This window comes from Acidovorax sp. LjRoot38 (assembly GCF_964252975.1).
Taxonomy (GTDB): domain Bacteria; phylum Pseudomonadota; class Gammaproteobacteria; order Burkholderiales; family Burkholderiaceae_C; genus Acidovorax; species Acidovorax facilis.
The window spans coordinates 54,125-77,627 of the sequence record NZ_CAXUPT020000013.1 but is presented as its reverse complement, the minus strand read 5'-3'; the positions used below and the strand labels follow the sequence as shown (position 1 = coordinate 77,627).

At 65.5% G+C, this 23,503-nt stretch carries 25 protein-coding genes; 18 read left to right on the top strand and 7 right to left on the bottom strand.

What is annotated here, in order from left to right; genetic code table 11:
• Positions 1 to 50 precede the first annotated feature (50 nt).
• The 6 genes from ACSQ22_RS20610 to ACSQ22_RS20585 all read left to right on the top strand — a co-directional run bounded on the left by ACSQ22_RS20610 (position 51) and on the right by ACSQ22_RS20585 (position 5,924).
• Positions 51 to 839: a GntR family transcriptional regulator gene (locus ACSQ22_RS20610; protein ID WP_436131401.1), complete on the top strand. Its 789-nt coding sequence runs from the start codon at positions 51 to 53 to the stop codon at positions 837 to 839.
• Between the two features lie 216 nt (positions 840 to 1,055).
• Entirely contained in the window at positions 1,056 to 2,093 is a 1,038-nt protein-coding gene (locus ACSQ22_RS20605) for a TRAP transporter substrate-binding protein (protein ID WP_121421518.1), read from the top strand.
• A 102-nt stretch (positions 2,094 to 2,195) separates the two neighbouring features.
• Positions 2,196 to 2,684 (top strand): TRAP transporter small permease, encoded by a 489-nt coding sequence (locus ACSQ22_RS20600; RefSeq protein ID WP_121421517.1) that lies wholly within the window; start codon positions 2,196 to 2,198, stop codon positions 2,682 to 2,684.
• On the top strand, positions 2,681 to 4,000 hold the full coding sequence (locus ACSQ22_RS20595; RefSeq protein ID WP_436131400.1) for a TRAP transporter large permease: 1,320 nt from the start codon (positions 2,681 to 2,683) through the stop codon (positions 3,998 to 4,000). Before ACSQ22_RS20600 ends, ACSQ22_RS20595 begins: the two co-directional genes overlap by 4 nt.
• Positions 4,000 to 4,962, top strand: a complete 963-nt coding sequence (locus tag ACSQ22_RS20590) for a Bug family tripartite tricarboxylate transporter substrate binding protein (protein WP_436131399.1) — start codon at positions 4,000 to 4,002, stop codon at positions 4,960 to 4,962. The genes ACSQ22_RS20595 and ACSQ22_RS20590 overlap by 1 nt, the downstream gene beginning before the upstream one ends.
• Positions 4,963 to 4,976: 14 nt before the next feature.
• Entirely contained in the window at positions 4,977 to 5,924 is a 948-nt protein-coding gene (locus tag ACSQ22_RS20585; RefSeq protein ID WP_436131454.1) for a DUF1932 domain-containing protein, read from the top strand.
• Positions 5,925 to 6,029: 105 nt separating this feature from the next.
• On the opposite strand, the gene ACSQ22_RS20580 is transcribed toward ACSQ22_RS20585, so the two are convergent.
• Positions 6,030 to 6,980 carry a LysR substrate-binding domain-containing protein gene (locus tag ACSQ22_RS20580; protein WP_055398484.1) on the bottom strand — a complete coding sequence of 317 codons (951 nt, stop codon included), beginning with the start codon at positions 6,978 to 6,980 and terminating at the stop codon, positions 6,030 to 6,032.
• A 170-nt stretch (positions 6,981 to 7,150) separates the two neighbouring features.
• Between ACSQ22_RS20580 and ACSQ22_RS20575 the strand changes: the two genes are divergently transcribed.
• From ACSQ22_RS20575 to ACSQ22_RS20540, 8 genes are all read left to right on the top strand, one after another.
• Positions 7,151 to 7,843: a substrate-binding domain-containing protein gene (locus ACSQ22_RS20575; RefSeq protein WP_436131398.1), complete on the top strand. Its 693-nt coding sequence runs from the start codon at positions 7,151 to 7,153 to the stop codon at positions 7,841 to 7,843.
• Positions 7,844 to 7,878: 35 nt separating this feature from the next.
• On the top strand, positions 7,879 to 8,913 hold the full coding sequence (locus ACSQ22_RS20570; protein WP_056742987.1) for an amidohydrolase family protein: 1,035 nt from the start codon (positions 7,879 to 7,881) through the stop codon (positions 8,911 to 8,913).
• 1 nt (position 8,914) lies between these two features.
• Complete coding sequence (gene ligK / locus ACSQ22_RS20565; protein WP_436131397.1) at positions 8,915 to 9,598, top strand: 4-carboxy-4-hydroxy-2-oxoadipate aldolase/oxaloacetate decarboxylase; 684 nt, start codon at positions 8,915 to 8,917, stop codon at positions 9,596 to 9,598.
• A gap of 97 nt (positions 9,599 to 9,695) precedes the next feature.
• Positions 9,696 to 10,703: a Bug family tripartite tricarboxylate transporter substrate binding protein gene (locus ACSQ22_RS20560; protein ID WP_121421511.1), complete on the top strand. Its 1,008-nt coding sequence runs from the start codon at positions 9,696 to 9,698 to the stop codon at positions 10,701 to 10,703.
• A 34-nt stretch (positions 10,704 to 10,737) separates the two neighbouring features.
• Positions 10,738 to 11,667 (top strand): amidohydrolase family protein, encoded by a 930-nt coding sequence (locus ACSQ22_RS20555; protein WP_436131396.1) that lies wholly within the window; start codon positions 10,738 to 10,740, stop codon positions 11,665 to 11,667.
• Positions 11,668 to 11,671: 4 nt separating this feature from the next.
• Entirely contained in the window at positions 11,672 to 12,112 is a 441-nt protein-coding gene (gene ligA, locus ACSQ22_RS20550) for a protocatechuate 4,5-dioxygenase subunit alpha (RefSeq protein WP_055398479.1), read from the top strand.
• Between the two features lie 2 nt (positions 12,113 to 12,114).
• Positions 12,115 to 12,981 (top strand): class III extradiol dioxygenase subunit beta, encoded by an 867-nt coding sequence (locus tag ACSQ22_RS20545; protein ID WP_436131395.1) that lies wholly within the window; start codon positions 12,115 to 12,117, stop codon positions 12,979 to 12,981.
• Between the two features lie 13 nt (positions 12,982 to 12,994).
• Positions 12,995 to 13,948, top strand: coding sequence for a Gfo/Idh/MocA family oxidoreductase (locus tag ACSQ22_RS20540; RefSeq protein WP_436131394.1), 954 nt, complete (start codon positions 12,995 to 12,997; stop codon positions 13,946 to 13,948).
• Between the two features lie 81 nt (positions 13,949 to 14,029).
• Here the strand turns inward: ACSQ22_RS20540 and ACSQ22_RS20535 are convergent, their stop codons facing one another.
• The 3 genes from ACSQ22_RS20535 to ACSQ22_RS20525 form a co-directional block, all read right to left on the bottom strand.
• Entirely contained in the window at positions 14,030 to 14,629 is a 600-nt protein-coding gene (locus tag ACSQ22_RS20535; protein WP_436131393.1) for an ATP-dependent Clp protease proteolytic subunit, read from the bottom strand.
• A 68-nt stretch (positions 14,630 to 14,697) separates the two neighbouring features.
• Positions 14,698 to 16,017: a flavin-dependent oxidoreductase gene (locus ACSQ22_RS20530; protein WP_436131392.1), complete on the bottom strand. Its 1,320-nt coding sequence runs from the start codon at positions 16,015 to 16,017 to the stop codon at positions 14,698 to 14,700.
• A 121-nt stretch (positions 16,018 to 16,138) separates the two neighbouring features.
• A complete protein-coding gene (locus ACSQ22_RS20525; RefSeq protein WP_436131391.1) occupies positions 16,139 to 16,492 on the bottom strand; it encodes a FlxA-like family protein in 354 nt (117 codons plus the stop codon).
• Between the two features lie 159 nt (positions 16,493 to 16,651).
• Between ACSQ22_RS20525 and ACSQ22_RS20520 the strand changes: the two genes are divergently transcribed.
• The 3 genes from ACSQ22_RS20520 to ACSQ22_RS20510 all read left to right on the top strand — a co-directional run bounded on the left by ACSQ22_RS20520 (position 16,652) and on the right by ACSQ22_RS20510 (position 19,231).
• Positions 16,652 to 17,479 carry a sigma-70 family RNA polymerase sigma factor gene (locus ACSQ22_RS20520; protein WP_436131390.1) on the top strand — a complete coding sequence of 276 codons (828 nt, stop codon included), beginning with the start codon at positions 16,652 to 16,654 and terminating at the stop codon, positions 17,477 to 17,479.
• A 64-nt stretch (positions 17,480 to 17,543) separates the two neighbouring features.
• Entirely contained in the window at positions 17,544 to 18,152 is a 609-nt protein-coding gene (locus tag ACSQ22_RS20515) for a YdeI/OmpD-associated family protein (protein WP_436131389.1), read from the top strand.
• A 59-nt stretch (positions 18,153 to 18,211) separates the two neighbouring features.
• The gene (locus tag ACSQ22_RS20510) at positions 18,212 to 19,231 is read left to right on the top strand and encodes an aldo/keto reductase (RefSeq protein WP_436131388.1); all 1,020 of its coding nucleotides are present in this window, start codon (positions 18,212 to 18,214) and stop codon (positions 19,229 to 19,231) included.
• A gap of 93 nt (positions 19,232 to 19,324) precedes the next feature.
• Here ACSQ22_RS20510 and ACSQ22_RS20505 read toward each other — a convergent pair whose 3' ends face one another.
• Complete coding sequence (locus tag ACSQ22_RS20505) at positions 19,325 to 20,245, bottom strand: OmpA family protein (protein ID WP_055398498.1); 921 nt, start codon at positions 20,243 to 20,245, stop codon at positions 19,325 to 19,327.
• Between the two features lie 107 nt (positions 20,246 to 20,352).
• Positions 20,353 to 20,730, bottom strand: a complete 378-nt coding sequence (locus tag ACSQ22_RS20500) for a DUF4398 domain-containing protein (RefSeq protein ID WP_055398468.1) — start codon at positions 20,728 to 20,730, stop codon at positions 20,353 to 20,355.
• Between the two features lie 374 nt (positions 20,731 to 21,104).
• Between ACSQ22_RS20500 and ACSQ22_RS20495 the strand changes: the two genes are divergently transcribed.
• A complete protein-coding gene (locus ACSQ22_RS20495) occupies positions 21,105 to 22,253 on the top strand; it encodes a mechanosensitive ion channel family protein (protein ID WP_436131387.1) in 1,149 nt (382 codons plus the stop codon).
• A gap of 211 nt (positions 22,254 to 22,464) precedes the next feature.
• Here ACSQ22_RS20495 and gap read toward each other — a convergent pair whose 3' ends face one another.
• Positions 22,465 to 23,463: a type I glyceraldehyde-3-phosphate dehydrogenase gene (gene gap, locus ACSQ22_RS20490; protein WP_055398466.1), complete on the bottom strand. Its 999-nt coding sequence runs from the start codon at positions 23,461 to 23,463 to the stop codon at positions 22,465 to 22,467.
• Positions 23,464 to 23,503: the final 40 nt, after the last annotated feature.

Genomic DNA, 23,503 nt, shown 5'->3' with positions numbered 1-23,503 from the left:
CCAAGCCTTGGTTTCATGGTTTTTTCTGATCACCACTCCACACACTCCACATGAACCTCTCTGAGCCCCTCCTTGCGGATTCCGCACCGGGCGACGCAGCCGAAGGTGGCGCTTCGCAGTCGGTGAAGGCGCAGCTGCGCCTGCGTGAAATGATCCTGGCGGGCGAGTTGCCGGGCGGTGCGCGCATTGCCGAGCTGGCCATCGTCGAGAAGCTGGGGGTGTCGCGCACGCCCATCCGCGCCGCGCTCATGCGGCTGGAGCAAGAGGGTCTGCTGCAGCTGCTGCCAGGGGGCGGGTACGCCGTTCGCACCTTTTCCGAAACCGATGTGGCCGACGCCATTGCGCTGCGCGGCACGCTGGAAGGGCTGGCCGCGCGCCTGGCGGCCGAGCGCGGGGTGGATGCCGCCGTGCTGGCCGACGCCCATGCCTGCCTGGATGCCATCGACACCACCTTGGCCCCTTCCACGCTGGACGACGTGGGTTTCTCGCGCTATGTGGAGCTGAACGCACGTTTTCACCTGCTGCTGGGCCGCATGGTGGGCAGCGATGTGGTGGCGCGGGAGCTGGAGCGGGTCAAGGGCTTGCCGTTTGCGTCGCCCTCGGCCTTTGTGATGGTGCAGACCCATTCGCCGCAGGCGCGCGACTTGCTGGTGGTGGCCCAAGACCAGCATCGCCAGCTGCTGGACGCCATCGAGCACCACGAGGGCGGGCGGGCCGAGGCGATCATGCGCGAGCATTCGCGCCTCGCGCAGCGCAACCTGCGTGCAGCCTTGTCGGGCCAGGCCGGTGGGCAGGTGCATGCCGACATGCCCGCCCTCACGCTCATTCGGCGGGGGTGACGGACAACGCACCAAGCGCGAGGGTTGCAGGGTCTGCGGGTTTCACCGGTTTCATAACGTTACGGCATAGCTGAAAGTCCGTCATAGAACTGGCATGTGGATGCGACTGCATGCACAGTGGGGGAGGGACAGTGTCCCTCTCCATGCCGCAGGTTCTCTGCGGCCCTGGGGTGTGGCCTCGCAGATGTGCAGATAAATCGAGACCGGAGACAAAAAATGAACTTCTTCAAGCGACGCGCCGCATTGACGGCCCTGGGGGCGGCGGCCCTGGCAACGGTGGCTGGCAGTGCCATGGCGCAGACCGTGACCTTGCGGCTGCACCAGATGCTCCCACCCCAGGCCACCATCCCGGCCAAGGCCCTGGTGCCCTGGGCCCAGAAGGTCGAGGCCGAGTCGGGCGGCAAGATCAAGGTGCAACTGTTCCACGCCATGCAGCTGGGCGGTGCGCCGCCACAGCTGTTTGACCAGGCGCGCGACGGCGTGGTGGACTTCACCTGGACGGTGCTGGGCTACACCCCGGGCCGCTTCCCCAAGACGGAAGTGTTCGAGCTGCCCTTCATGAGCGGCAACGCTGAAGCGTCTTCGCGCGCCATCCAGGAATACGTCGAGAAGTTCGCGGCCGATGAGTTCAAGGACGTCAAGCTGATCGCCGTGCACACCCACGGCCCTGGCCTGTTCCATACCAAGACGCCCGTCACCGGCCTGGAAAGCCTGCGCGGCATGAAGGTGCGCGGTGGCTCGCGCATCATCAGCAACATGCTCACCAAGCTGGGCGCCACGCCCGTGGGCATGCCCGTGCCTGCGGTGACCGATGCGCTGAGCAAGGGCACCATCGACGGCACCACCATCCCGTGGGAAGTGACGCCGTCGCTGAAGGTGACCGAGCTGGTGCGCAACCACACCACCTTTGCGGGCAAGGAAGGGCTGTACACGCAGACCTTTGCGTTCTCGATGAACAAGGCCAGCTACGACAAGCTTCCGCCCGATCTCAAGGCCGTGATCGACAAGAACTCCGGCATCGAGACCGCCGCCATGTTTGGCCGCGCCATGGACGAGGGCGACAAGGTGGGCCGCCAGATTGCCGAGCGCGCCAAGAACAACATCGTGGCCCTGGACCTGGCCGAGACGCAGCGCTGGCGCCGCACGGCTGCCAGTGTGGAAACCGACTGGATCAACGAGGTGAAGGGCAAGGGCATCGACGGTGCCAAGCTTGCTGCTGAGGCGCGGGCCCTGATCGAAAAGCACAGCCGATAACCTCGGCGGTGACGCCAGGCGCACCCGGTTGCGCTGCTCCATGCCGATCCGCTCTGGTGGTTACCGGAATGGATCGGTTTGATTTTTTGACAGGACCCTGCCTTGAAGTTCCTATCGTTTCTCGCCCAGGCTTGCGCGGTGCTGGCCGGGGTCATTCTCACGGGGGTGACGCTGGTCACCTGTGCAAGCATTGTGGGCCGCAACACCACGGGCTGGACTGTCCTGGGCGACTACGAACTCACGGCCGTGGCCGCAGGGGCCGCGATCGCGCTATTCATGCCCTGGTGCCAGTTGCGCCGCCAGAACATCATCGTGGACTTTTTCACCGCCCGGGCCTCCTCGGCCGTGAATGCCCGGCTGGACCGCTTCGGCGCACTGCTGCTATCGGCTATGTTCCTCGTGCTGGCCTGGCGCACGGCCACAGGTGGGCTCAGTGCCCGCAACTCCATGACCACCACCATGATGCTTGGGTTTCCTGAATGGATCACGTACGCTGCCATGGTGCCGCCCCTGTTGCTGACGGGGGTGATTGCCCTGGTGCAGGCCTTCGGCCCGGCGCACATTGAAATTGAAGAAGAGGATGCCGCATGAGCCCGCTGGCCCTCGCTCTTTCGATTTTTGGTGTGATGCTTGCGCTCATGGTGGTGCGTGTGCCCATTGCGGCGGCGATGTTTGGCGCAGGTGCCTTTGGCTACCTCTATCAGGTAGGGCTACCGCCGTTTCTCAACAACCTCAACGGCCTGGCCTTTGCGCGGTTTGCGAGTTATGACCTGTCGGTGATCCCCCTGTTCATCCTCATGGGCAACTTCGCCACGCAGGGAGGCATCTCCAAGGCGCTGTTCCAGTTTGCCAGCGTGCTCATGGCGCGCTTCAAGGGCGGGCTGGCCATGGCAGCGGTGGCGGCGAGTGCGGCCTTTGGCGCCATTTGCGGCTCGTCCATTGCCACCGCAGCCACCATCACGTCGGTGGCGCTGCCCGAGATGAAGCGGCACGGCTACTCCGGCCGCCTGGCCACCGGCACGCTGGCGGCGGGAGGCACGCTGGGCATTCTTATCCCGCCCTCGGTGCCCCTTGTGATCTACGCCATCCTGACCGAGCAGAACATCGCCAAGCTGTTTGCTGCGGCCACCATCCCCGGCATCATCGCCATGCTGGGCTACATGATCGCGATTGCGATCTACGTGCGCATCCGCCCCGGCCATGCGCCGGACCACACCGTCGATCTTCCCAAGATGTCCTTGCAGGCCCTGCTGGGCGTGCTGCCCATTGCCATCGTGTTCCTGGTGGTGTTTGGCGGCATCTATGGCGGCCTGTTCACACCCACCGAGGGCGCGGGGGTAGGCGTGGCCTGCACCTTCCTTGCGGCGCTGCTCAAGCGCGAACTGACACTGGAGAAAATCAAGCAGTGTTTCCTGTCCACCGCGTCTGCCAGCGCGATGATCTTCATGATCTTCATCGGCGCCGACATGATGAACACGGCGCTGGCGCTCACGCAGGTGCCCGGCCAGCTGGCCAGCCTGATCCAGGGCTGGAACGTTTCGCCCTATATGGTGGTGGCCGGCATCCTGCTCTTTTACGTGGTGCTGGGTGCGGTGATGGACGAGTTGTCCATGATCTTGTTGACCATCCCCATTTTCTTCCCGGTGATCATGGGCCTGGACTTCGGCATGTCGCAGGAGCACACAGCCATCTGGTTTGGCATCATGGTGCTCATGACGGTGGGGTTTGGCTTGCTTGCGCCGCCCGTGGGCCTGAATGTGTACGTGGTCAATGGCCTTGCGAAAGACGTACCCATCGCTGAGAGCTACAAGGGCGTAATGCCTTTCCTCGCCAGCGATGTGGTGCGGACCACGCTGCTGCTGGTGTTTCCGCCCATCTCCTTGTGGCTGGTGCAGTTCGTCGGCTGATGGATCGCCGGGCAGCACTCCTCGCGCTGGGCCTCACCCCCTGCACCGTGCTGCGTGCGCAGCCCGCATTTCCAACCAAGGCGCTGCGCATCGTGGTGCCCTTTGCGGCGGGCGGCGTGGGTGACCTCACTGCACGCGCCGTGGCAACCGGGCTGGCCGCGCGGCTGGGGCAGCCCGTGGTCATCGACAACCGCCCCGGCGCCGGGGGTGTGGCGGCTGCCGATGCGGTCGCACGCGCGGAGCCCGACGGGCATACGCTGTTCCTCCTGTCCAACGGCACGGCGGTATCCGCAAGCCTTTTCAAGTCGCTGCCCTACGACACGCTGGCCGACTTCGCTCCGGTCAGCACGCTGGGTTTCTTCGATATCACGGTGCTGGTACCGGCCGATTCGCCCCACCGCACGCTGGCCCAACTGCTGGCGCATGCGCGGGCCCATCCAGGCCAACTCAATATCGGCAGCATCAACATCGGGAGCACCCAGCACCTGGCGGCCGAGCTGTTCAAAAGCAGCGCGGCCATTGATGCGCAGGTGGTGCCGTTCAACGGCACGCCCGCACTCATCACCGCGCTGCGGGGTCGGCAGGTGGATGTGGGCGTGGAGATTCTGGGCCCCACCTTGCCGCAGGTGCGCGCCGGGGCGTTGCGCGTTCTGGCGGTCACGGGCGAGCAGCGCTCTGTGGTGTTGCCCGATGCGCCCACGGCGGTGGAGCTGGGCGTGAAGGGTTTTGTGGCCGCTTCATGGAACGCGCTGGCCGTGCCCTCGCGCACACCGCGCGCGGTGGTGGACCGGCTGCAGCGCGAGGTGGTGGCCACCGTGGCGACACCCGCCGTGCAGCAGCAGCTGCGCGCGCTCAACGTCGAGCCCCGCACCTCCACGCCCGAGCAGGCCGCTGCCCTGCTCAAAACCGACATCGACCGCTGGCGCGCCGTGATGGAGCGCGCGGGCATCCCCAAGCAATGAAACCTGATAGCACCATGCAGACCGAAGAGAACCCAGTCCTGCCCCCTGTGGACCGCCTGGACCGCCTGGGTATCGTCGGCTACGGCGAGGTGGGCCGCATCTTTGCAGCGAGCCTGCGCAAAGCCGGTGTGAGCGATGTGGCGGTATGGGACCTGAAGTTCATCGACCCTGCGAAGGGCCCCGAGCCGCTCGCCCACGCACAGGTGGCGGGCGTGGTTGCGGCCGACAGCGTTGCGGCCCTGTGCGCCGGGCGCCAGCTCATCGTGTCGGCGGTGACGGCCAGCAACACGCTGGCGGTGGCCGAGGCGGTGGCGCTGCACATTGCGCCTGGCGCGTTCTTTCTGGACCTCAATTCCGCATCCCCCGGCACCAAGCAGCAGGCCGCCGCGTTGATCCATGCGCGTGGCGCCCGGTACGTCGAGGCGGGGGTGATGACGTCGGTGCCGCCCTATGGCATCGCCGTGCCCATGCTGCTCGGAGGCCCCCACGCCGCCACGCTGGCGCCTGTGTTGCACGGGTGGGGCATGGACGCCAAGCCGGTCAGCGACCAGCTGGGCGTGGCCAGTGCCATCAAGATGTGCCGCAGCGTCATGATCAAGGGGCTGGAGGCGCTGGTGATGGAGAGCTATGCCACGGCCCGCCACTACGGTGTGGAAGACCATGTGCTGCCTACCTTGGCCGAGACCTTTCCGTCCATCGACTGGCAAAAGCAGGGCAGCTACTTCTTCAGCCGCGTGGTGCAGCACGGCCAGCGCCGCGCCGAAGAGATGCGCGAGTCGGCCCGCACCGTGGGTGAAGCAGGCATGGCGCCGCTGATGGCATCAGCCATCGCCGACAAGCAGCAGTGGGTGGCCGACCTGGCGCGCGAAGGCATCTTTCAAGGTCTGCCCCAGGACGCGCGCTGGCAGGACTATGCGGATCGTTTGTTAGAAAGTTTGTCATCACCGGCGGCCGGGGGCTGACGCCTCGCTTCCTTTGATGGGTCTCTGCTCCAAGCCTGCTTGCGCAGGCTTGGACGTTCGCGAAGAGCTGCCACCTCGGGCGGCTGCACCGAGGCGCGCAGCGCCTCAGGGGGGGCTCCTGTACAACGCTTGCAAGGTGCTGCGAATCAGCTCCGCCATCGCCTGCTGCGTGAGCGTTGCCGGGCGCTGCGAACTCACGGCTAAGAAGAGCTTGCTGCGCAGCCGTGCGCTGTCCTCGCCATCCATGCTCGCACCCAGAATCGGCCGCGTAATGAACACCTCGGGCTTGCCCGACGTGGTGACCGCATTCATGGGCAGCACCGCGCAGCCCGCGCCATCGGCCACCAGGTCCAGGATGGCGGCCACACCGTCGATCTCCAGGCTGATCTGGGGGCGTTTGCCGCGCGCGGCCAGTTCCGATTCCACGAGCATGCGGATCGAGTTGGGGCGCGTGGGGATCACCAGCGGAAAGCGGGGTAGCTCGTCCAGCGGCAGGGGCGTGCGGGCCAGGGTATCGGCCTCCGCCTCGCTCTGGCCCACGGCGCGGCGCTGCACCAGAAACAGGTCTTCCTCCAGCAGAGCAGTGATCTCGATGCCCGGCGCAGGGGGCGTGTTGTAGAGCAGCGCAATGTCGAGCAGCCCTGTGGTCAGCGACTCGCGCATGGCCACCGACAGCCCTTCGCTGATGGCCAGCGCCGCATCGGGCAGCTTCACGCGGAAGGCGCGGGTCAGCGGCACGGTCAGCACCTTGGCAATGCTGGGCGGCAGGCCGATGGCCACACGCCCGGCGAGGGCGCCGCGCACGCGGCCCAGCTCTTCGCGCGCACGCTCCACCTGGTGCAGGATGCCCCGCCCATGCTCCAGCAGCAGCTTGCCCGCCTCGGTGGGCGTGGCACCCCGGCCATTGCGCACCAGCAGGTTCTGGCGCAGCTCCACCTCCAGCAGGCGCACCTGGCGGCTCAGGGCGGGCTGGGCAATGTCCAGCACCACCGAAGCCCGGGTAAAGCTACCCAGCTCGGCCACGCGCACAAAGTATTCGATCTGCTTGAGGTCCATGGGGAATGCTCTCTGCTATTTGAATAGCTCCAAGTCAACGATCACGGAATGATATATCTGGTAGTGCCGGTGCCGCCTTCTTGTTTGGCCCTGCGCTGACCACAATCAGCGCCATGGAACCCCAGCGCACGCAACGCGCGGGCCACCCGAAGCCCGGCAGGAGACACAGCATGACCCCCCCAGAAATTCGCGGCATTTCGTCCATGGCCACGCGCCAGGTGCTGGCCGAACTGGTGTCCGGGTTTGCGCAGCAATCGGGCACGCAGGCCGCCATCGAATCGGTGGGCGGCGTGGACGCGGCCAAGCGTGTGGCGGCCGGTGAGGCGTTCGACGTCGTCATCCTCGCCTCCGACGCCATCGACAAGCTTTTGACCGCAGGCCATTTGCTGCCCGGCAGCAAGGTGGACTGGGTGCACTCGGGCGTGGCCGTGGCCGTGCCTGCAGGCGCGCCGCTGCCCGACCTGTCGAGCGAAGACGCTGTGCGCCGGGCCGTGCTGGCCGCGCCCAGCATCAGCCTGTCCACCGGCCCCAGCGGCGTGGCGCTGGCCAAGCTGTTCGAGCGCTGGGGCATTGCCGATCAGATCGCCCCGCGCATGGTGCAGGCGCCCCCCGGCGTGCCCGTGGGCTCGCTGGTGGCCAAGGGCGAGGTGGCGTTGGGCTTCCAGCAATTGAGTGAGCTGCTGCACGTGCAGGGCATCCAGATCGTGGGCCCGCTGCCACCGGCCATCCAGATCACCACCACGTTTTCCGCAGGCGTTGGCGTGCATTCGCAACAGGCGGATGCAGCACGTGCGTTGCTGGCTTACCTGGCCTCTCCCGCTGCGGCGGACGCCAAGCAAAAGCAGGGCATGACCCCCGCCTGACCGATCACAAGAACACCTTCCAGGAGTACCCAAAAATGAGCCTCATCATCGACTGCCACGGCCACTACACCACGGCGCCCAAGGCGCTGGAGAACTGGCGCAATGCGCAGATCGCCGGCATCAAAGACCCCGCAGCCATGCCCAAAGTGGCGGACCTGCACATCAGCGACGACGAGCTGCGCGAGTCCATCGAGACCAACCAGCTCAAGCTGATGAAAGAGCGCGGCAGCGACATCACGCTGTTCAGCCCGCGCGCCAGCTTCATGGCCCACCACATCGGCGACTTCAATGTGTCCAGCACCTGGGCCGCCATCTGCAACGAGCTGTGCTATCGGGTCTCCACGCTGTTCCCCGACCACTTTGTGCCCGTGGCCATGCTGCCGCAAAGCCCCGGTGTCGATCCTGCGACCTGCATTCCCGAGCTGGAAAAGTGCGTGCACGAATACGGCGCGGTGGGCATCAACCTGAACCCTGACCCTTCCGGCGGCCACTGGACCAGCCCCCCGCTGACCGACAAGCACTGGTACCCCATCTACGAAAAGATGGTGGAGTACGACCTGCCCGCCATGATCCACGTGAGCACCAGCTGCAACGCGTGCTTTCACACCACGGGCGCGCACTACCTGAACGCCGACACCACGGCCTTCATGCAGCTCATCCAGGGCGACCTGTTCAAGGACTTCCCCACGCTCAAGTTCCTGATCCCGCACGGCGGCGGCGCGGTGCCTTACCACTGGGGCCGCTTCCGGGGCCTGGCGCAGGAGATGAAGAAGCCGCTGCTCGACGAGCACCTGATGAACAACGTGTACTTCGACACCTGCGTGTACCACCAGCCCGGCATCGACCTGCTCAACACCGTGATCCCGGTGAAGAACGTGCTGTTCGCCAGCGAAATGATCGGCGCGGTGCGGGGCATTGACCCCACCACCGGCAACTACTACGACGACACCAAGCGCTACATCGAGGCCTCCACCATCCTGAGTGCCGACGACAAGCACCAGATCTACGAAGCCAACACGCGCCGCGTGTTCTCCCGACTCGATTCACGCCTGAAGGCAAAGGGGCTCTGACATGTTTGAACTTGGCGTTGTCTACCGCAACATCACCCGTGCCGACCGCGCAGCCGCTGACGGCCTGGCCGCCCTGGGCTCGGCCACCGTGCACGAGGCCATGGGCCGCGTGGGCCTGCTCAAGCCCTACATGCGCCCCATCTACAGCGGCCAGCAGGTCAGCGGCACGGCGGTCACCGTGCTGCTGCAGCCCGGCGACAACTGGATGATGCATGTGGCGGCCGAGCAGATCCAGCCCGGCGACATCGTGGTGGCGGCCGTCACCTCGGAGTGCACCGACGGCTACTTTGGCGACCTGCTGGCCACCAGCTTCCAGGCCCGGGGCGCGCGCGCGCTCATCATCGACGCCGGTGTGCGCGACGTGAAGACGCTGCAGGCAATGAACTTCCCCGTCTGGAGCCGCGCGATCAGCAGCAAGGGCACCATCAAGGCCACGCTGGGCTCGGTCAACATCCCCGTGGTGTGCGCCGGTGCACTGGTCACGCCGGGCGACGTGATCGTGGCCGACGACGACGGTGTGGTGTGTGTGCCCGCCGCCCGCGCGGCCGACACCCTGGCCGCCGCGCAAAAGCGCGAGAGCTTTGAGGGCGAGAAGCGCGCCAAGCTCGCCAGCGGCGTGCTGGGCCTGGACATGTACAACATGCGCCCCGGCCTGGAGAAGGCAGGCCTCAGGTACATCGACTGAACCCCGGTCTCAAGTCTTTTTGGCCTCTAGCGCTTATTCAATAAGCGCTAGTAGCTACTAATTTTATAGCTATCGTTTTTCTTCTGTTCTGTATTCCATGACGTTCTCTGTGTCTCCCTCTTTCCGTCTCCGCCGCACGTTGTCCCTGGCATTGGGCGTGGCCGCGGCCGCAGCTTTGGCGCCGCAATTCGCTGCCGCGCAGCAGTTCCCCACCAAGCAGGTGCGCATCATCAGCCCCTTCCCCGTCGGTGGCGGCCCCGACGGCGTGGCCCGCCTGGTGGCCGACAAGCTCTCGCGCACCTGGGGCACGGGCGTGATCGTGGAGAACCGCCCTGGCGGCAACGGCTTCATCGCCATCGACGCCTGGAAACGCGGCGCCAAGGATGGACACGACCTGCTCATCCTGGACAACGTGCACCTGGCCGCTTACCCCAGCCTGTTCAAGAAGCTGCCCTACGACCCCGCCAAGGACTTCGACACGCTGCTCCCGCTGTTCAAGACGCACTTCTTCTTCACCGTGGGCACGGGCAGCAAGTACAAGACCGTGGCCGATATCGTGGCCGACGCCAAGGCGCGACCTGGCAAGCTCAACTACGGCAGCTGGTCGGTGGGCAACCCGGTGCACCTGGGCTCGGAGCTGTTCGAATCGGCCACCGGCACGCAGATGGAGCACGTGATCTTCAAGGAGACCACGCAGCTCTACACCTCGGTCTCCACCGGCGAGATCGACTTTGCACTGGGTAGCGCCGCCACCGCAGGCCCGCTGTACCGCGCTGGCAAGCTGCGCCTGCTCGCGTTTGCCGGACCCCAGCGCTCGGCCGAGTTCCCCGACGTGCCCACCGTGGCCGAATCGGGTGGCCCCAAGGACTTTGCCGTCACGGGCTGGAACGCTATCGCCGTGCCACCCGGCCTGCCCGCCGCCGTGGCCGACAAGATCCGCAAAGACATCGAACAGGCCCTGACCGGCCCCGAAGTGGCCGAGAAGTTCAAGACCTTTGGCTACGAGCAGTTCCCCACCACACGCGCGCAGTTCAACCAGTTCGTCAAGGACGAGAGCCAGCGTTTTGGCGACGTGATCCGCAAGGCCAACGTGTCGCTCGATTGATCTGCGAGCCTGCAAGAAACCAAGGAGTACGCGCATGAGCGAATTCACAAAAACCCCTGGCTGGCTCGACTGGTACGCGGGTCCGAGCAAACCCCGGTTCCAGGTGCCTGCCGGTGCGGTGGACGCGCACTGCCACGTGTTCGGCCCCGGGGCCGAGTTCCCCTACGCGCCCGAGCGCAAGTACACGCCCTGCGATGCCAGCAAGCACCAGCTGTACGCGCTGCGCGACCACCTGGGTTTTGCGCGCAACGTGGTGGTGCAGGCCACCTGCCACGGTGCGGACAACCGCGCGATGGTGGATGCACTGGTGCACTCGGGCGGCAAGGCGCGTGGCGTGGCCACCGTCAAGCGCTCGGTCAGAGATGAAGAACTGCAGGCCATGCACGCGGCCGGTGTGCGTGGCGTGCGCTTCAATTTCGTCAAGCGTCTGGTGGACTTCACGCCCAAGGACGAGCTGATGGAGATTGCCGCGCGCATCCACCAGCTGGGTTGGCATGTGGTGATTTACTTTGAAGCGGTGGACCTGCCCGAGCTGTGGGACTTCTTCACCGCCCTGCCCACCACGGTGGTGGTGGACCACATGGGCCGCCCCGATGTGAGCAAGCCGGTGGATGGGCCGGAGTTCGAACTGTTCCTGAAGTTCATGCGCCAGCACCCCAATGTGTGGAGCAAGGTGAGCTGCCCCGAGCGCCTCTCCGTGACTGGCCCCAAGGCCCTGAACGGCGAGCAGAACGCCTACACCGACGTGATCCCCTTCGCCCGCCGCGTGGTGGAAGAGTTCCCCGACCGTGTGCTCTGGGGCACCGACTGGCCCCACCCCAACCTCAAGGACCACATGCCCGATGATGGCCTGCTGGTGGACTTCATCCCGCACATCGCAACGACACCGGAGTTGCAAAAGAAGCTGCTGGTGGACAACCCCATGCGCCTGTACTGGCCCGAAGAAGTCACCGTGGAGGACTGACACCATGTCTCTCGATAAACCCTACCTCGACGTGCCCGGCACGACCATCTTCGACGCCGAGCAAAGCCGCAAGGGCTACTGGCTCAACCAGTTCTGCATGAGCCTGATGAAGGCCGAGAACCGCGTCCGCTTCAAGGCCAACGAACGCGCCTACCTGGACGAATGGGCGATGACCGAAGAGCAGAAGCAGGCCGTGCTGGCGCGCGACCTGAACTGGTGCATTCGCCTGGGCGGCAACATCTACTTCCTGGCCAAGATCGGCTCGACCGACGGCAAGAGCTTTCAGCAGATGGCGGGCAGCATGACCGGCATGACCGAAGAGGAATACCGCAACATGATGATCAACGGCGGCCGCAGCGCCGAAGGCAACCGCTACGTGGGCGAAGATGGCGACGCTCAGGCGCACCGCCAGCCGCAAGGTAGCGCGGGCAAGAAAGGAATTTGACGATGGCCAAAATCACCGCCTCCGTGTTCACATCGCACGTGCCTGCCATTGGCGCGGCCTTGGACCTGGGCAAGACCCACGAGGACTACTGGAAGCCCGTGTTCGCGGGCTACGACTTTGGCAAGCAGTGGATCAAGGACCACAAGCCCGACGTGATCTTCCTGGTCTACAACGACCACGCCACGGCCTTCAGCCTGGACCTGATCCCCACGTTCGCCATCGGCACCGCTGCCGACTACGAAGTGGCCGACGAAGGCTTTGGCCCACGCCCTGTGCCCAAGGTCATCGGTCACCCCGACCTGGCCGCGCACATTGCGCAGTCGGTCATCCAGCAGGACTTTGACCTCACCATCGTCAACAAGATGGCCGTGGACCACGGCTTGACCGTGCCCCTGTCGCTGATGTTTGGCGAACAAGACCCCGTGAAGGGCGCCTGGCCCTGCCCGGTGATCCCGTTCGCCGTGAACGTGGTGCAGTACCCTGTGCCCAGCGGCCGCCGCTGCTACAACCTGGGCCAGGCCATTCGCAAGGCTGTGGAGAGCTATGACGAAGACCTGAACGTACACATCTGGGGCACGGGTGGCATGAGCCACCAGCTGCAGGGTCCGCGCGCAGGCCTCATCAACAAAGAGTTTGACAACGCCTTCCTCGACAAGCTCATCAATGACCCCGAGGCCGCCGCCAGCATTCCGCACATCGACTACGTGCGTGAAGCGGGCAGCGAGGGCATCGAGCTGGTGATGTGGCTCATCGCGCGTGGCGCGATGGCCGACGTGGCCGGTGGCAAGCCGCCGAAGCTGGCGCACCGCTTCTACCATGTGCCCGCGTCCAACACCGCCGTGGGCCATCTGATTCTTGAGAACACGTAAAAGGACACACACCATGACCATCAAAGTCGCACTCGCAGGCGCTGGCGCCTTCGGCATCAAGCACCTGGACGGCATCAAGAACATTGACGGCGTTGAAGTCGTCTCCCTCATCAGCCGCGACCTGGCCAAGACCCAGGAAGTGGCCGACAAGTACGGCATCAAGCACGTCACCACTGACCTGGCCGATAGCCTGGCCATCAAGGAAGTGGACGCAGTGATCCTGTGCACGCCCACGCAGATGCACGCCAGCCAGACCATCGCCTGCCTGGAAGCGGGCAAGCATGTGCAGGTGGAGATCCCGCTGTGCGACATCCTGGCCGATGGCGAGAAGGTTGTTGCCCTGCAAAAGCAGACCGGCCTGGTGGCCATGTGCGGCCACACCCGCCGCTTCAACCCCAGCCACCAGTACGTGCACAAAAAGATCACGGCGGGCGAGTTCAACATCCAGCAGATGGATGTGCAGACCTACTTCTTCCGCCGCACCAACATGAACGCGCTGGGCCAGGCCCGCAGCTGGACGGACCACCTGCTGTGGCACCACGCTGCGCACACCGTGGACCTGTTCGCCTACCAGGCGGGCAGCCCCATCGTGAAGGCTAATGCCATCCAGGGCCCTATCCACCCCACCCTGGGCATTGCGATGGACATGAGCATTCAGCTTAAGGCCGCCAACGGTGCCATCTGCACGCTGTCGCTCAGCTTCAACAACGATGGCCCGCTGGGCACCTTCTTCCGCTACATCGGCGACACCGCCACCTACATCGCGCGCTACGACGACCTGGTGAATGGCAAGGAAGAAAAGATCGACGTGAGCAAGGTCGATGTGAGCATGAACGGCATCGAGCTGCAGGACCGCGAGTTCTTCGCCGCCATCAAGGAAGGCCGCGAGCCCAACGCCAGCGTGGCGCAGGTGCTGCCGTGCTACCAGGTGCTGCACAACCTGGAACTGCAGCTCAATGCAGGCTGATTTCAAGCCAAATTAGCTGCTAGCGCCCATCCATAAAGCGCTAGAAGCTATGTATTTAATAGCTTAAAGGGGCGTGCTGCTTCACCCCTTCAAAGCCGTCTTGTTCTCGATGATGCGCGAGACCAGGCCGTAGTCCACCGCCTCTTCGGCCGACAGCCAGTGGTCGCGCTCGATGTCGGCCAGCACCACCTCCAGCGGCTTGCCCGTCTGCCGGGCAATGGTGCGTGCAATGCGCTCGCGGGCTTTCACGATCTCACGCGCCTGGATGGCAATGTCGCTGGCCGGGCCACCTGCGCCGCCGCTGGGCTGGTGGATCAGAAAGCGTGTGTTGGGCAGGCAGAACCGCCGCTCGCGCGGCGCGGCCAGGTACAGGTGCGTGGCCGCGCTGCCCACCCAGCCGGTGCCGATCATGTTCACCGGCGCGGTGATGAAGCGCACCAGGTCATGCATCGTGTCGCCCGACTCCAGGTGCCCACCGGGCGAGCTCACCAGCATGTCGATGGGCTCGGCGCTCTCGGCATCCAGCGCAATCAGCCGCCGCGCCACATCGGCGGCCAGGGTGTCGGTGATGGTGCCGAAGACCAGCAGGGTGCGGGCCTTGAAGGCCTTTTCTTCCAGGTACGACGTGCGTGGCTCGGAGCCTGGGGTGGCAGGTGGGGTGTTGGTGTCTGGCGTGTCCATGGGGGCAGGTCCTTGAAAAGAGTGACAGGACTGCCATGACGAACGAGACACGCCGGGCGTGACACCCCTCAGCCTGCGGCCACGCGCTGCCCCGGCACGATGGTGGGCGGCGCCGCATTCAGCGTCTCGATCGCAAACCCCGCCGCCGCCTTGTAGCGCGCCATGAAGCATTCGCGCTCTTCGCGCGGCAGCACGTCGTCGATGTGGTCGAACACCCCGCCGCAGCGTTCGTCCACCAGCCCCAGCAGGCCAAAGGGGCCGGAGCCCCGGTTGCGCAGCACCAGCGCCGAGATGTCCTTGCACAGCTGGTCGTCATAGGCACGCAGCGCCTGCGGGCCCACGCCCTGCGCAATCAGCTGTGCGCCCAGCACGCGCGCATCCACGATGGCCTGGCTGGCGCCGTTGGAGCCCACGGGGTACATCACATGCGCCGCGTCGCCCAGCAGCGCCACGCGGCCGTCCACCCAGGTGGGCACGGGGTCGCGGTCGATCATGGGGTATTCAAAAATGTCCTTCGCACCCCGCAGCATCGCGGGCACGTCCAGCCAGCTGTAGTTCCAGCCGTCAAAGTGGTGAGCGAATTCCTCCAGCGCCACACGCCGGTTCCAGTCGCCCTGCTGCCAGCCGCCCTGGTTGTCCACCGTGATCTCGGCGATCCAGTTGATGGTGGCCAAGCCCGTGGCCGGGTCGGGCGGTGTGATGGGGTAGAACACCACACGGTGCCGCAGCGAGCCCACGCCCACAAACGAAGCGCCCGTTCGCACAGGCACCCCCGGCGTGGTGCCGCGCCACATGATGGCACCGCCCCACTGGATGGGCGGCTGCGCGGGGTGCATCTGCGCCCGCACGGCCGAGTGCAGGCCATCGGCGGCGATCAGCAGCGATCCGTCCACTTCCCGGCGTTCACCATCGCGTGTCTCGATGATCGCCGTCACACCGTCGGCATCTTGCCGGTAGCCCACCACCCGCCGCCCCAGTTGCACGGCGTCGTCGCCCAGGCGTTCTCGCACGGCGTTGAACAGCATCATCTGCAGCTGCCCCCGGTGTACCGAGTACTGCGGCCATTGGTAGCCCGCCTCCAGCCCGCGTGGCTCGGCGTACACCTCGTTGCCGTTGAGCCCCACCAGCGCCCATTCGCGCGCCTGCAGGCCAATCGTGTCCAGCACCTCGTTGCCAAACCCCAGGTCGTGCAGCTCCCGCACAGCGTTGGGCTGCAGGTTGATGCCCACGCCCAGCGGCTGCAGCTCGGGCACCGATTCAAAGACGACGCAGGGCACGCCGATCTGGTGCAGGGTCAGGGCCGTGGCCATGCCACCAATGCCACCACCGGCGATCAAGACGGGGTGGGCGGAAGGGGGATGTGAAGTGGTAGTAGGTGCGCCAGACATGCCGAGATTGTCCATGCAATGGCGGGCGGAGCTTGTCGGGGACGCCGCAGGCGAATGTGGCGCTGGTGCATGCCGGGGCGGGGCCGCAGGCAGAGGCTGCCCGTTCAGAAGGCCGTTCTTGTCAGGCGTAGGTATCGACGTTGTTGCCCAGCCCAGCAGGTGGATTCTTTACCGATGGGGCCTTCTGCTGCTGCGCGGCACTGGCCGCCGCGCCTTCGGCCTTCGCCGCCTGGGCTCGTTGCTGCTCTTGCTGTTGCGCGCGCTGTATCGCCGTGATCTGGGCCTGCACCATCTGAATCTGGGCCTGCAGCAACTTGGCCTTCTGTTGCTTGGCCTTGGCATCCATGTCGGAGCTGGCCAAGCCCTTGAGCTGCTCGGTCAGCTCGCGCAGCTGCTTTTGCAGCTTGGCGATGTCGCTGCTGCCACTGGAGGAAGAGACCGGGCCGGTGGTGGAGGTGGTGCTGGCAATTTGCATCCCTGGTTATCGGCAAGGCGCAGGGAAAGTTGACTGGCGGCCCTCTCGCGCTGCGGGCTGTTGAACGCCGCCAATCCATGCGATGGAGGTAGTGACAACAGCCTGCGAGCCATTGTCTGCCGATGTGTGGCCTGCGTCAGCCTGTGGCACCATGCCCCGATGCAGAACGATGAACACCTGATGGCGCTGGTGAACGCCAGCCGCAGCACCTTGCTGCGTGCCGCTACGCGCCTGCTGGGCCCGGCCGAGGCCGAGGACGCCGTGCAGGACGCCTATGTGCGTGCGCTGGAGGCCAACGCCCCGGCGCTCAATGCGGCCCAGGCGTGGCTGCTGACGGTAGTGCGCAACCTAGCCATTGATCGACTGCGTCGCCGTCAGTGGATGGCGCAGTGGGCGGCAGAGACCATCCCGGCAGCGCAAGGGGATGCCCTCGTTTCGGTCGCGCCTTCGGCAGAGGCCGATGCCGCGCTGGCGCAGCAAGCCACGCTGGCGTTGCGGCGGCTGGCGGCGTGTGTGACGCCCGCGGAGGGGGCTGCGGTGCTGCTGCATGCTGTGTTCGATGCCAGCCACGCCGAGTTGGCGCAGGCCACCGGCCGGACGGAGGCGGCCAGCCGCCAGCAATTGCGCCGCGCGTTGCAACGCCTGCGGCGGGCCGAAGAGGAGGCCCGCCGTGGTGCTGGGCGCGATGAATCCAAGGACGCCGACCCTGCGGTGCTGCGCCTGTACCTGCAGTCGCTGCAATCGCGGGACGCACAGGGCCTGTGGGCCCTGCTGCGCCAGCCGCCGGTCAGTGCATTGGCCATGCATGGTGCGGTGCATGCCGTGCTCCCGTTGCACCACAAAGCCCGACGCCCACGGGCCACGGCGGGTGGTGTGGTGCAGGTAGGCGGGCAACTGGGTTTGGTGCTCACGCTCGACGGCGTGACACTGTGCGTGTTGCCCCTGGGGCCATGCGCCGAGCTGGCACACGAAGGCGTGGTGGCCTAGCCGACGCACCCGCACAACAGCAATTGCCAGCCGCCCGCTTGCACAAAAAGACGTTCGCAGCACCATGGCCTCCCAGACCACCTCCACCTTCTTTGCCACCCCGAAGGCGTTCCGCCAGTGGCTGGAGCGCCATGCAGACAGCGCGCCGGAGTTGCTGGTGGGCTTTCACAAGGTGGGTTCGGGCCGCCCCAGCATGGGCTGGTCGGAGTCGGTGGACGAAGCCCTGTGCTTTGGCTGGATCGATGGCATCCGGCGGCGCATTGACGAGCACACGTATTCGATCCGCTTCACCCCGCGCAAGCCGTCGTCCATCTGGAGCGCGGTCAACATCGCCAAGGTGGAGCAGTTGCAGGCGGCAGGCCGCATGACGCCCGCGGGGCTCGCGGCCTTTGCCCACCGAAAGGCGCACAAGTCGGCCATCTATTCCCACGAGCAGGCGGCAGTGGTCGAGCTGCCGGCGTCGCTGCAGCGCGCCTTCCAGCGCAACAAGGCCGCGTGGCGGTTCTTTCAGGAGTCCACGCCACCCAGCTATCGCAAGAGCATGCTGCACTGGGTCGCATCCGCCAAGCGCGATGCGACCCGCGAGGCACGGTTTGCGGAGTTGGTGGCCGCCTGCGCTGCGGGTGAGCGCATTGAGCTGTGGGCCAAGCGGCCATCGGCCGCAAAATCTTAGGCCCCGCACCCAAGCCCGAGCCACCCGCTGGGTTGCCGCGCTTGCCGTAAGCTCGCGACATGCAACAAAGAAACCTTGGACCTTTCTCCGTCTCGGCCATCGGCCTGGGCTGCATGAACCTGTCGCACGCCTATGGCGCGCCGGTGTCTGCCGAGCAGGGCGAGCGCGTGCTGCTGGCTGCACTTGACGCGGGCGTGACGCTGTTCGACACCGCCACGCTCTATGGCTTTGGAGCCAACGAAACCCTGGTGGGCCGTGTGATGAAGCAGCACCGCAGCCGCTTCACGCTGGCCAGCAAATGCGGCATGCAGGGGGTGGATGTGGCGGGTGACGGCAAGCTGGTGCGCGTGATCGACGGGCGGCCCGATACGCTGCGAAAGACCTGCGAAGACAGCCTGCGCCGCCTGCAGACCGATGTGATCGACCTGTATTACCTGCACCGCTGGGACAAGAGCGTGCCGATTGAGGAAAGCGTGGGCGCACTGGGCGAGCTGGTGCGGCGGGGGCACATTCGCACTGTGGGTCTCTCCGAGGTGTCTGCTGCCACGCTGCGCCGCGCGCATGCCGAGTTCCCAATCACGGCGATGCAGACCGAGTATTCACTGTGGACGCGCAACCCCGAGATTGCCGTGCTGGACGCCTGCCGAGAATTGGGCGTGGCCTTTGTGGCGTTCAGCCCGGTGGCACGGGGTTTCTTGTGTGGCGGCTTGACCGATGTGAGCACGCTGGACGCCAAGGACATTCGCCGTGCCATGCCGCGTTTTGCACCCGAGGCGTATGCGGCCAACCTGAAGCTGCTCGATGGCTACCAGGCGATTGCACGCGATGTGGGCTGCACGCCCGCCCAGCTGGCCCTGGCGTGGCTGCTGCACCAAGGTGAGCACATCATCCCCATCCCAGGAACCACGAACGTGGAGCATCTGCACGACGACCTGGGTGCCGTGAACGTGCGACTGGATGCTGCCACCATGGAGCGTCTGGGCGCGCTGATCAATGAGCGCACGGTGGTGGGCAATCGCTACAACGCCCAGAGCGCGCGCGAAGTGGATACCGAAACGTTTGAAGACCGCGCGGCGTAAGCGGCGCGGTCTTTGACGCGTTTATCGATATAGGCCGCTGAAACCGGCGTGGCTCAAGCCAGTGGTCGCCGCGCAGCGCCTCAGGGGGGTACTTTATCTCCCGCGCAGGTTGCCCTTGTCATCGGCGATCACGATCTCCACGCGGCGATTCATCGCACGGCCTTCGGGCGATGCGTTGTCGGCCACGGGGTGGGCCTTGCCGTAGCCGCGTGCGGTGATGCGGCTGGTGTCCACACCGCGCTGCACCAGCGCGTCGCGCACGGCTTGGGCGCGTCGGTCTGACAGGTCCTGGTTGTAGCTGTCGCTACCCACGCTGTCGGTGTAGCCCTCGATCAGCAGTTTGCGGTCCGGGAACTGTTTGAGGAAGTTGGCCAGCTTGTCCAGGCGCGGGCCGGCCTGGGCGGAGAGCTCGGCCTTGTTGAAGGCAAACAGCACATCGCCCAGAGTGACCAGCAGGCCGCGTTCGGTTTGCTGGGCTTCGAGTTCGCGCAGTTGTGCTTCGAGGGCGCGCACACGGTCTTGTGCGGCGTTGGCCTGGGCCATGGCGGCCGTGGCCTGGGCCTGCTGTTGGGCCGCACGTTGCTCTGCGCTCATCGCCTGTTGTTGTGCTTGCTGGGCGCGCAGGCGGGCAGCGTCAGCCTCTTGGGTGCGGGCCTGCAGGCGGATGCGGTCGGCTTCGCTGCCCGCTTGCTGGATGTTGGCATCGAGCTGGCGCGCGCGGGCCGCGTTGGTGGCGATCTCGGCGCGTTGGCGGGCGATGTATGCCAAGTGGTTGGTCTCGGACGTGTCGCGGTCATCGGCCCACACGCGGTCGGCCTTGGCGAGTGCGTCGGTGGCTTGCTTCAGTTCGAGCTGCGCGTACTGGTTGACGGCCGGGTCTCCTGCAGCGGTGCTCACTGCGGTACGGGCCTCTTCCAGCGCGGGCGATGGGGTGGTGCTGGCGCAGGCGGCCAGCAGGCCTACGGCAATCAGGCTGGTGCACAGGGCGGTGGTTCGGTGAAAAAAGCGATGCATGGTCAGGTGTTCCTTGAAATGGGGGGAGGTCAATCGCGGGGCCTCAACGGTGTTGGGCGTGAGTCGAAGCCAGGTTGGGCGCTAGGGCTTCAACGTCTGGCGCTGGCCTAGCGCGGCGACCGGCGGTTGATTTCTTCTTGCAGCGCTCGGATGCCGTCTTGCACTTGCGTCAGGTTGGCGGCATTGCTGGCGGCGTCGGCGCGGGTTTCGGCCACGCGGGCATCTACCTCGGCCTCAGCGGCCAGGCGGCGCGCGGCCACATAGTCCTTTTCAGCCATGGCTTTTTCGGCCTGCATGAGCTTCTCGCGCGCTTGTTGCAACTGCACGGGGGCGCTGGTGGCCACCGCCGGGGCAGCCGCAACGCGGTTCACGGTGGTGCGGCTCACGGCCATTTGCTCGGTGGGTGCGGGGGTGGAGGAACAGGCGGCCAGTGCGCCCAGTGCGAGTGCCGCTGTGGCGGTGCGGATCAGTGCGGATGAATGCATGGTGTGGTGGACTCCTGTGGAGGTTGTGGGATGTGCCGCACCGAGGTTTCGGGCGGGCAGCCAGCGGTGTTCTGGTGTTGATGCATTGTTGGGGCCCGCGCAGTACCGGGGCGTAGGCCCTGCCTCTGTATTGCTGTGGGGCATGTCTTACGAACACTTGCAAACGGGACAGACCAGCGGCGCATTGGCCGTTGCCTGATCAACTGCGGAACTCTGACTTCCACGGGGTCTCGATCAAGGACGTTGCGCACCTCAGCGCTCCATTGCGGGGCTGAAGCGCCCTGCATGGCCGATGTCACGGGTCGACCCCGTGTATCAGCCCCGCCCCCGCGTCCCCCATCCCGTCACTGCACCACGAAGAGGAGAGCCCCCGCATGCAGCCATCCACCTTTATGACCTGGGTCCAGGAGACCACCTTTGCCGGCGTGCCGTTGTGGAGCCTGTGCGTGGCCCTGGCAGCCACCACGGCCACCTATGCAGCCATCCTTGTGGTGCTGCACCTGCTGACCCGCCGCGCCAAGGTGTGGGCCACGCAGTCGCACAGCGGCATGGCGCTGACCATGGTGGATGTGCTGGAAGGCACCAGCCGCACACTGATGCTGGTGGTGGCTCTGCTCGTGGGCGCGAGCCTGCTGGACCTGCCCGGCCGCTGGGAGAGTCGCCTGAGCCAGCTGTGGTTTGTGGCCGTGGCGCTGCAGATGGGCCTGTGGGGCATGCGTGCCATTGGCATTGGCGTGCGCCGCTATGTGGAGCGGCACTCGTCCAGTGGCATGACGCAGGTCAGTGCCTCGGCCACGCTGATGTCCTGGGGGCTGCGCACGCTGTTGTGGAGCGTGGTGCTGCTGGCCATCTTGTCGAATGTGGGCGTGAACATCACGGCCTTCATCGCCAGCCTGGGCGTGGGCGGCATTGCGGTGGCGCTGGCGGTGCAAAACATCTTGGGAGACCTGTTTGCCTCGCTCGCCATCGCGGTGGACAAGCCGTTTGAGGTGGGCGACTTCATCGTGGTGGGCAATGTGTCGGGCACGGTGCAGGTGATTGGTCTCAAGACCACACGCATCCGCAGCCTGCAGGGCGAGCAGATCGTGATGTCCAACACCGACCTGCTCAAGCAGACCATCAGCAACTTTCGCATGCTGGAGCGGCGGCGCATCGTGTTCACGTTTGGCGTGGCCTATGACACCACCCCCGAGCAGGCTGAGGCCATTCCGGGTGTGGTGCGCAAGCTCATCGAAGCCCAGCCGCAGCTGCGTTTTGACCGCGCGCATTTCAAGGCGTTTGGCGCCAGTTCGCTCGACTACGAGGGGGTCTATATCGTCGAAGACCCAGCCTTCAACGTGTACATGGACCTGCAGCAGTCCATCAACCTCGGGCTGCTGCGCGAGTTCAAGGCCATGGGGGTGGAGTTTGCTTTCCCCACCCGCACGGTGCACATCGCAAGTGCTCCAGGGCAGGTGCCGGGGCCTGCGCCGCTGGCTGTGGCGGCCTCAGCAGCGGCAGCTCTTGGGGGTGGTGACCGTTGAATGCCAGGTGCTCCGTACCTGCTATGCGCGGAGGGCGGGCAAAAAAAAGCCGGTGGCCTTGGCAGGCGACCGGCTTGAACAGGGTAGTTGCTACTAGCGCTTCTTCATCTTCAAAGGGAAAACTTTTCAAGACCTGCGCAAACAGGCCTGAGTCCGCCGTTGCGTTCCGGGGACAAGCATGGCGCCTGATCCCCTTTTGCGCAAGTCGTACTTACTTGGATACCACGCGCACCATTTCCAGGCACTTGTTCGAGTAGCCCCATTCGTTGTCGTACCAGCTCACGACCTTCACGAAGGTGCCGTCCAGGGCAATGCCAGCGTCGGCATCAAAGATCGAGGTGCGGGTGTCGCCACGGAAGTCGGTGGCCACCACCTTGTCTTCGGTGTAGCCCAGAACGCCCTTTAGGGCGCCTTCGGACTGGGCCTTCATCTCGGCCTTGATTTCTTCGTAGGTGGCAGCCTTGTCCAGCTCCACCGTCAGGTCCACCACCGACACGTCGGAGGTGGGTACGCGGAAGGACATGCCGGTCAGCTTCTTGTTCAGCGCAGGGATCACCACGCCCACGGCCTTGGCAGCGCCAGTGCTGGAGGGAATGATGTTTTCCAGAATGCCACGGCCGCCGCGCCAGTCCTTGTTCGAAGGGCCGTCCACGGTCTTTTGCGTGGCGGTGGCAGCGTGCACGGTGGTCATCAGGCCGCGCTTGATGCCCCACTTGTCGTTCAGCACCTTGGCCACGGGAGCCAGGCAGTTGGTGGTGCACGATGCGTTGGAGATGATGGCCTGGCCCGCGTAGGTGTCGTGGTTCACGCCGAACACGAACATGGGGGTGTCGTCCTTGGAGGGGGCCGACAGGATGACCTTCTTGGCACCAGCGTCCAGGTGCTTCTGCGCGGTGACCTTGTCCAGGAACAGGCCGGTGGATTCGATCACCACGTCGGCGCCGACTTCGTTCCACTTCAGGTTGGCGGGGTCGCGCTCTTGCGTCAGGCGGATCTTCTTGCCGTTGACGACCAGGGTGTTGCCCTCGACCGAGACTTCGCCCTTGAAGCGGCCATGCACCGAGTCGTACTGCAGCATGTACGCGAGGTACTCGGGCTCCAGAAGGTCGTTGATGCCCACGACTTCGATGTCGCTGAAGTTCTGGATGGCCGAGCGCAGCACGTTGCGGCCGATGCGGCCGAAGCCGTTGATACCAATCTTGATCGTCATAGGGAGCCTCTTCAAAGTTGCAAAGTCGAAATCGGGAATC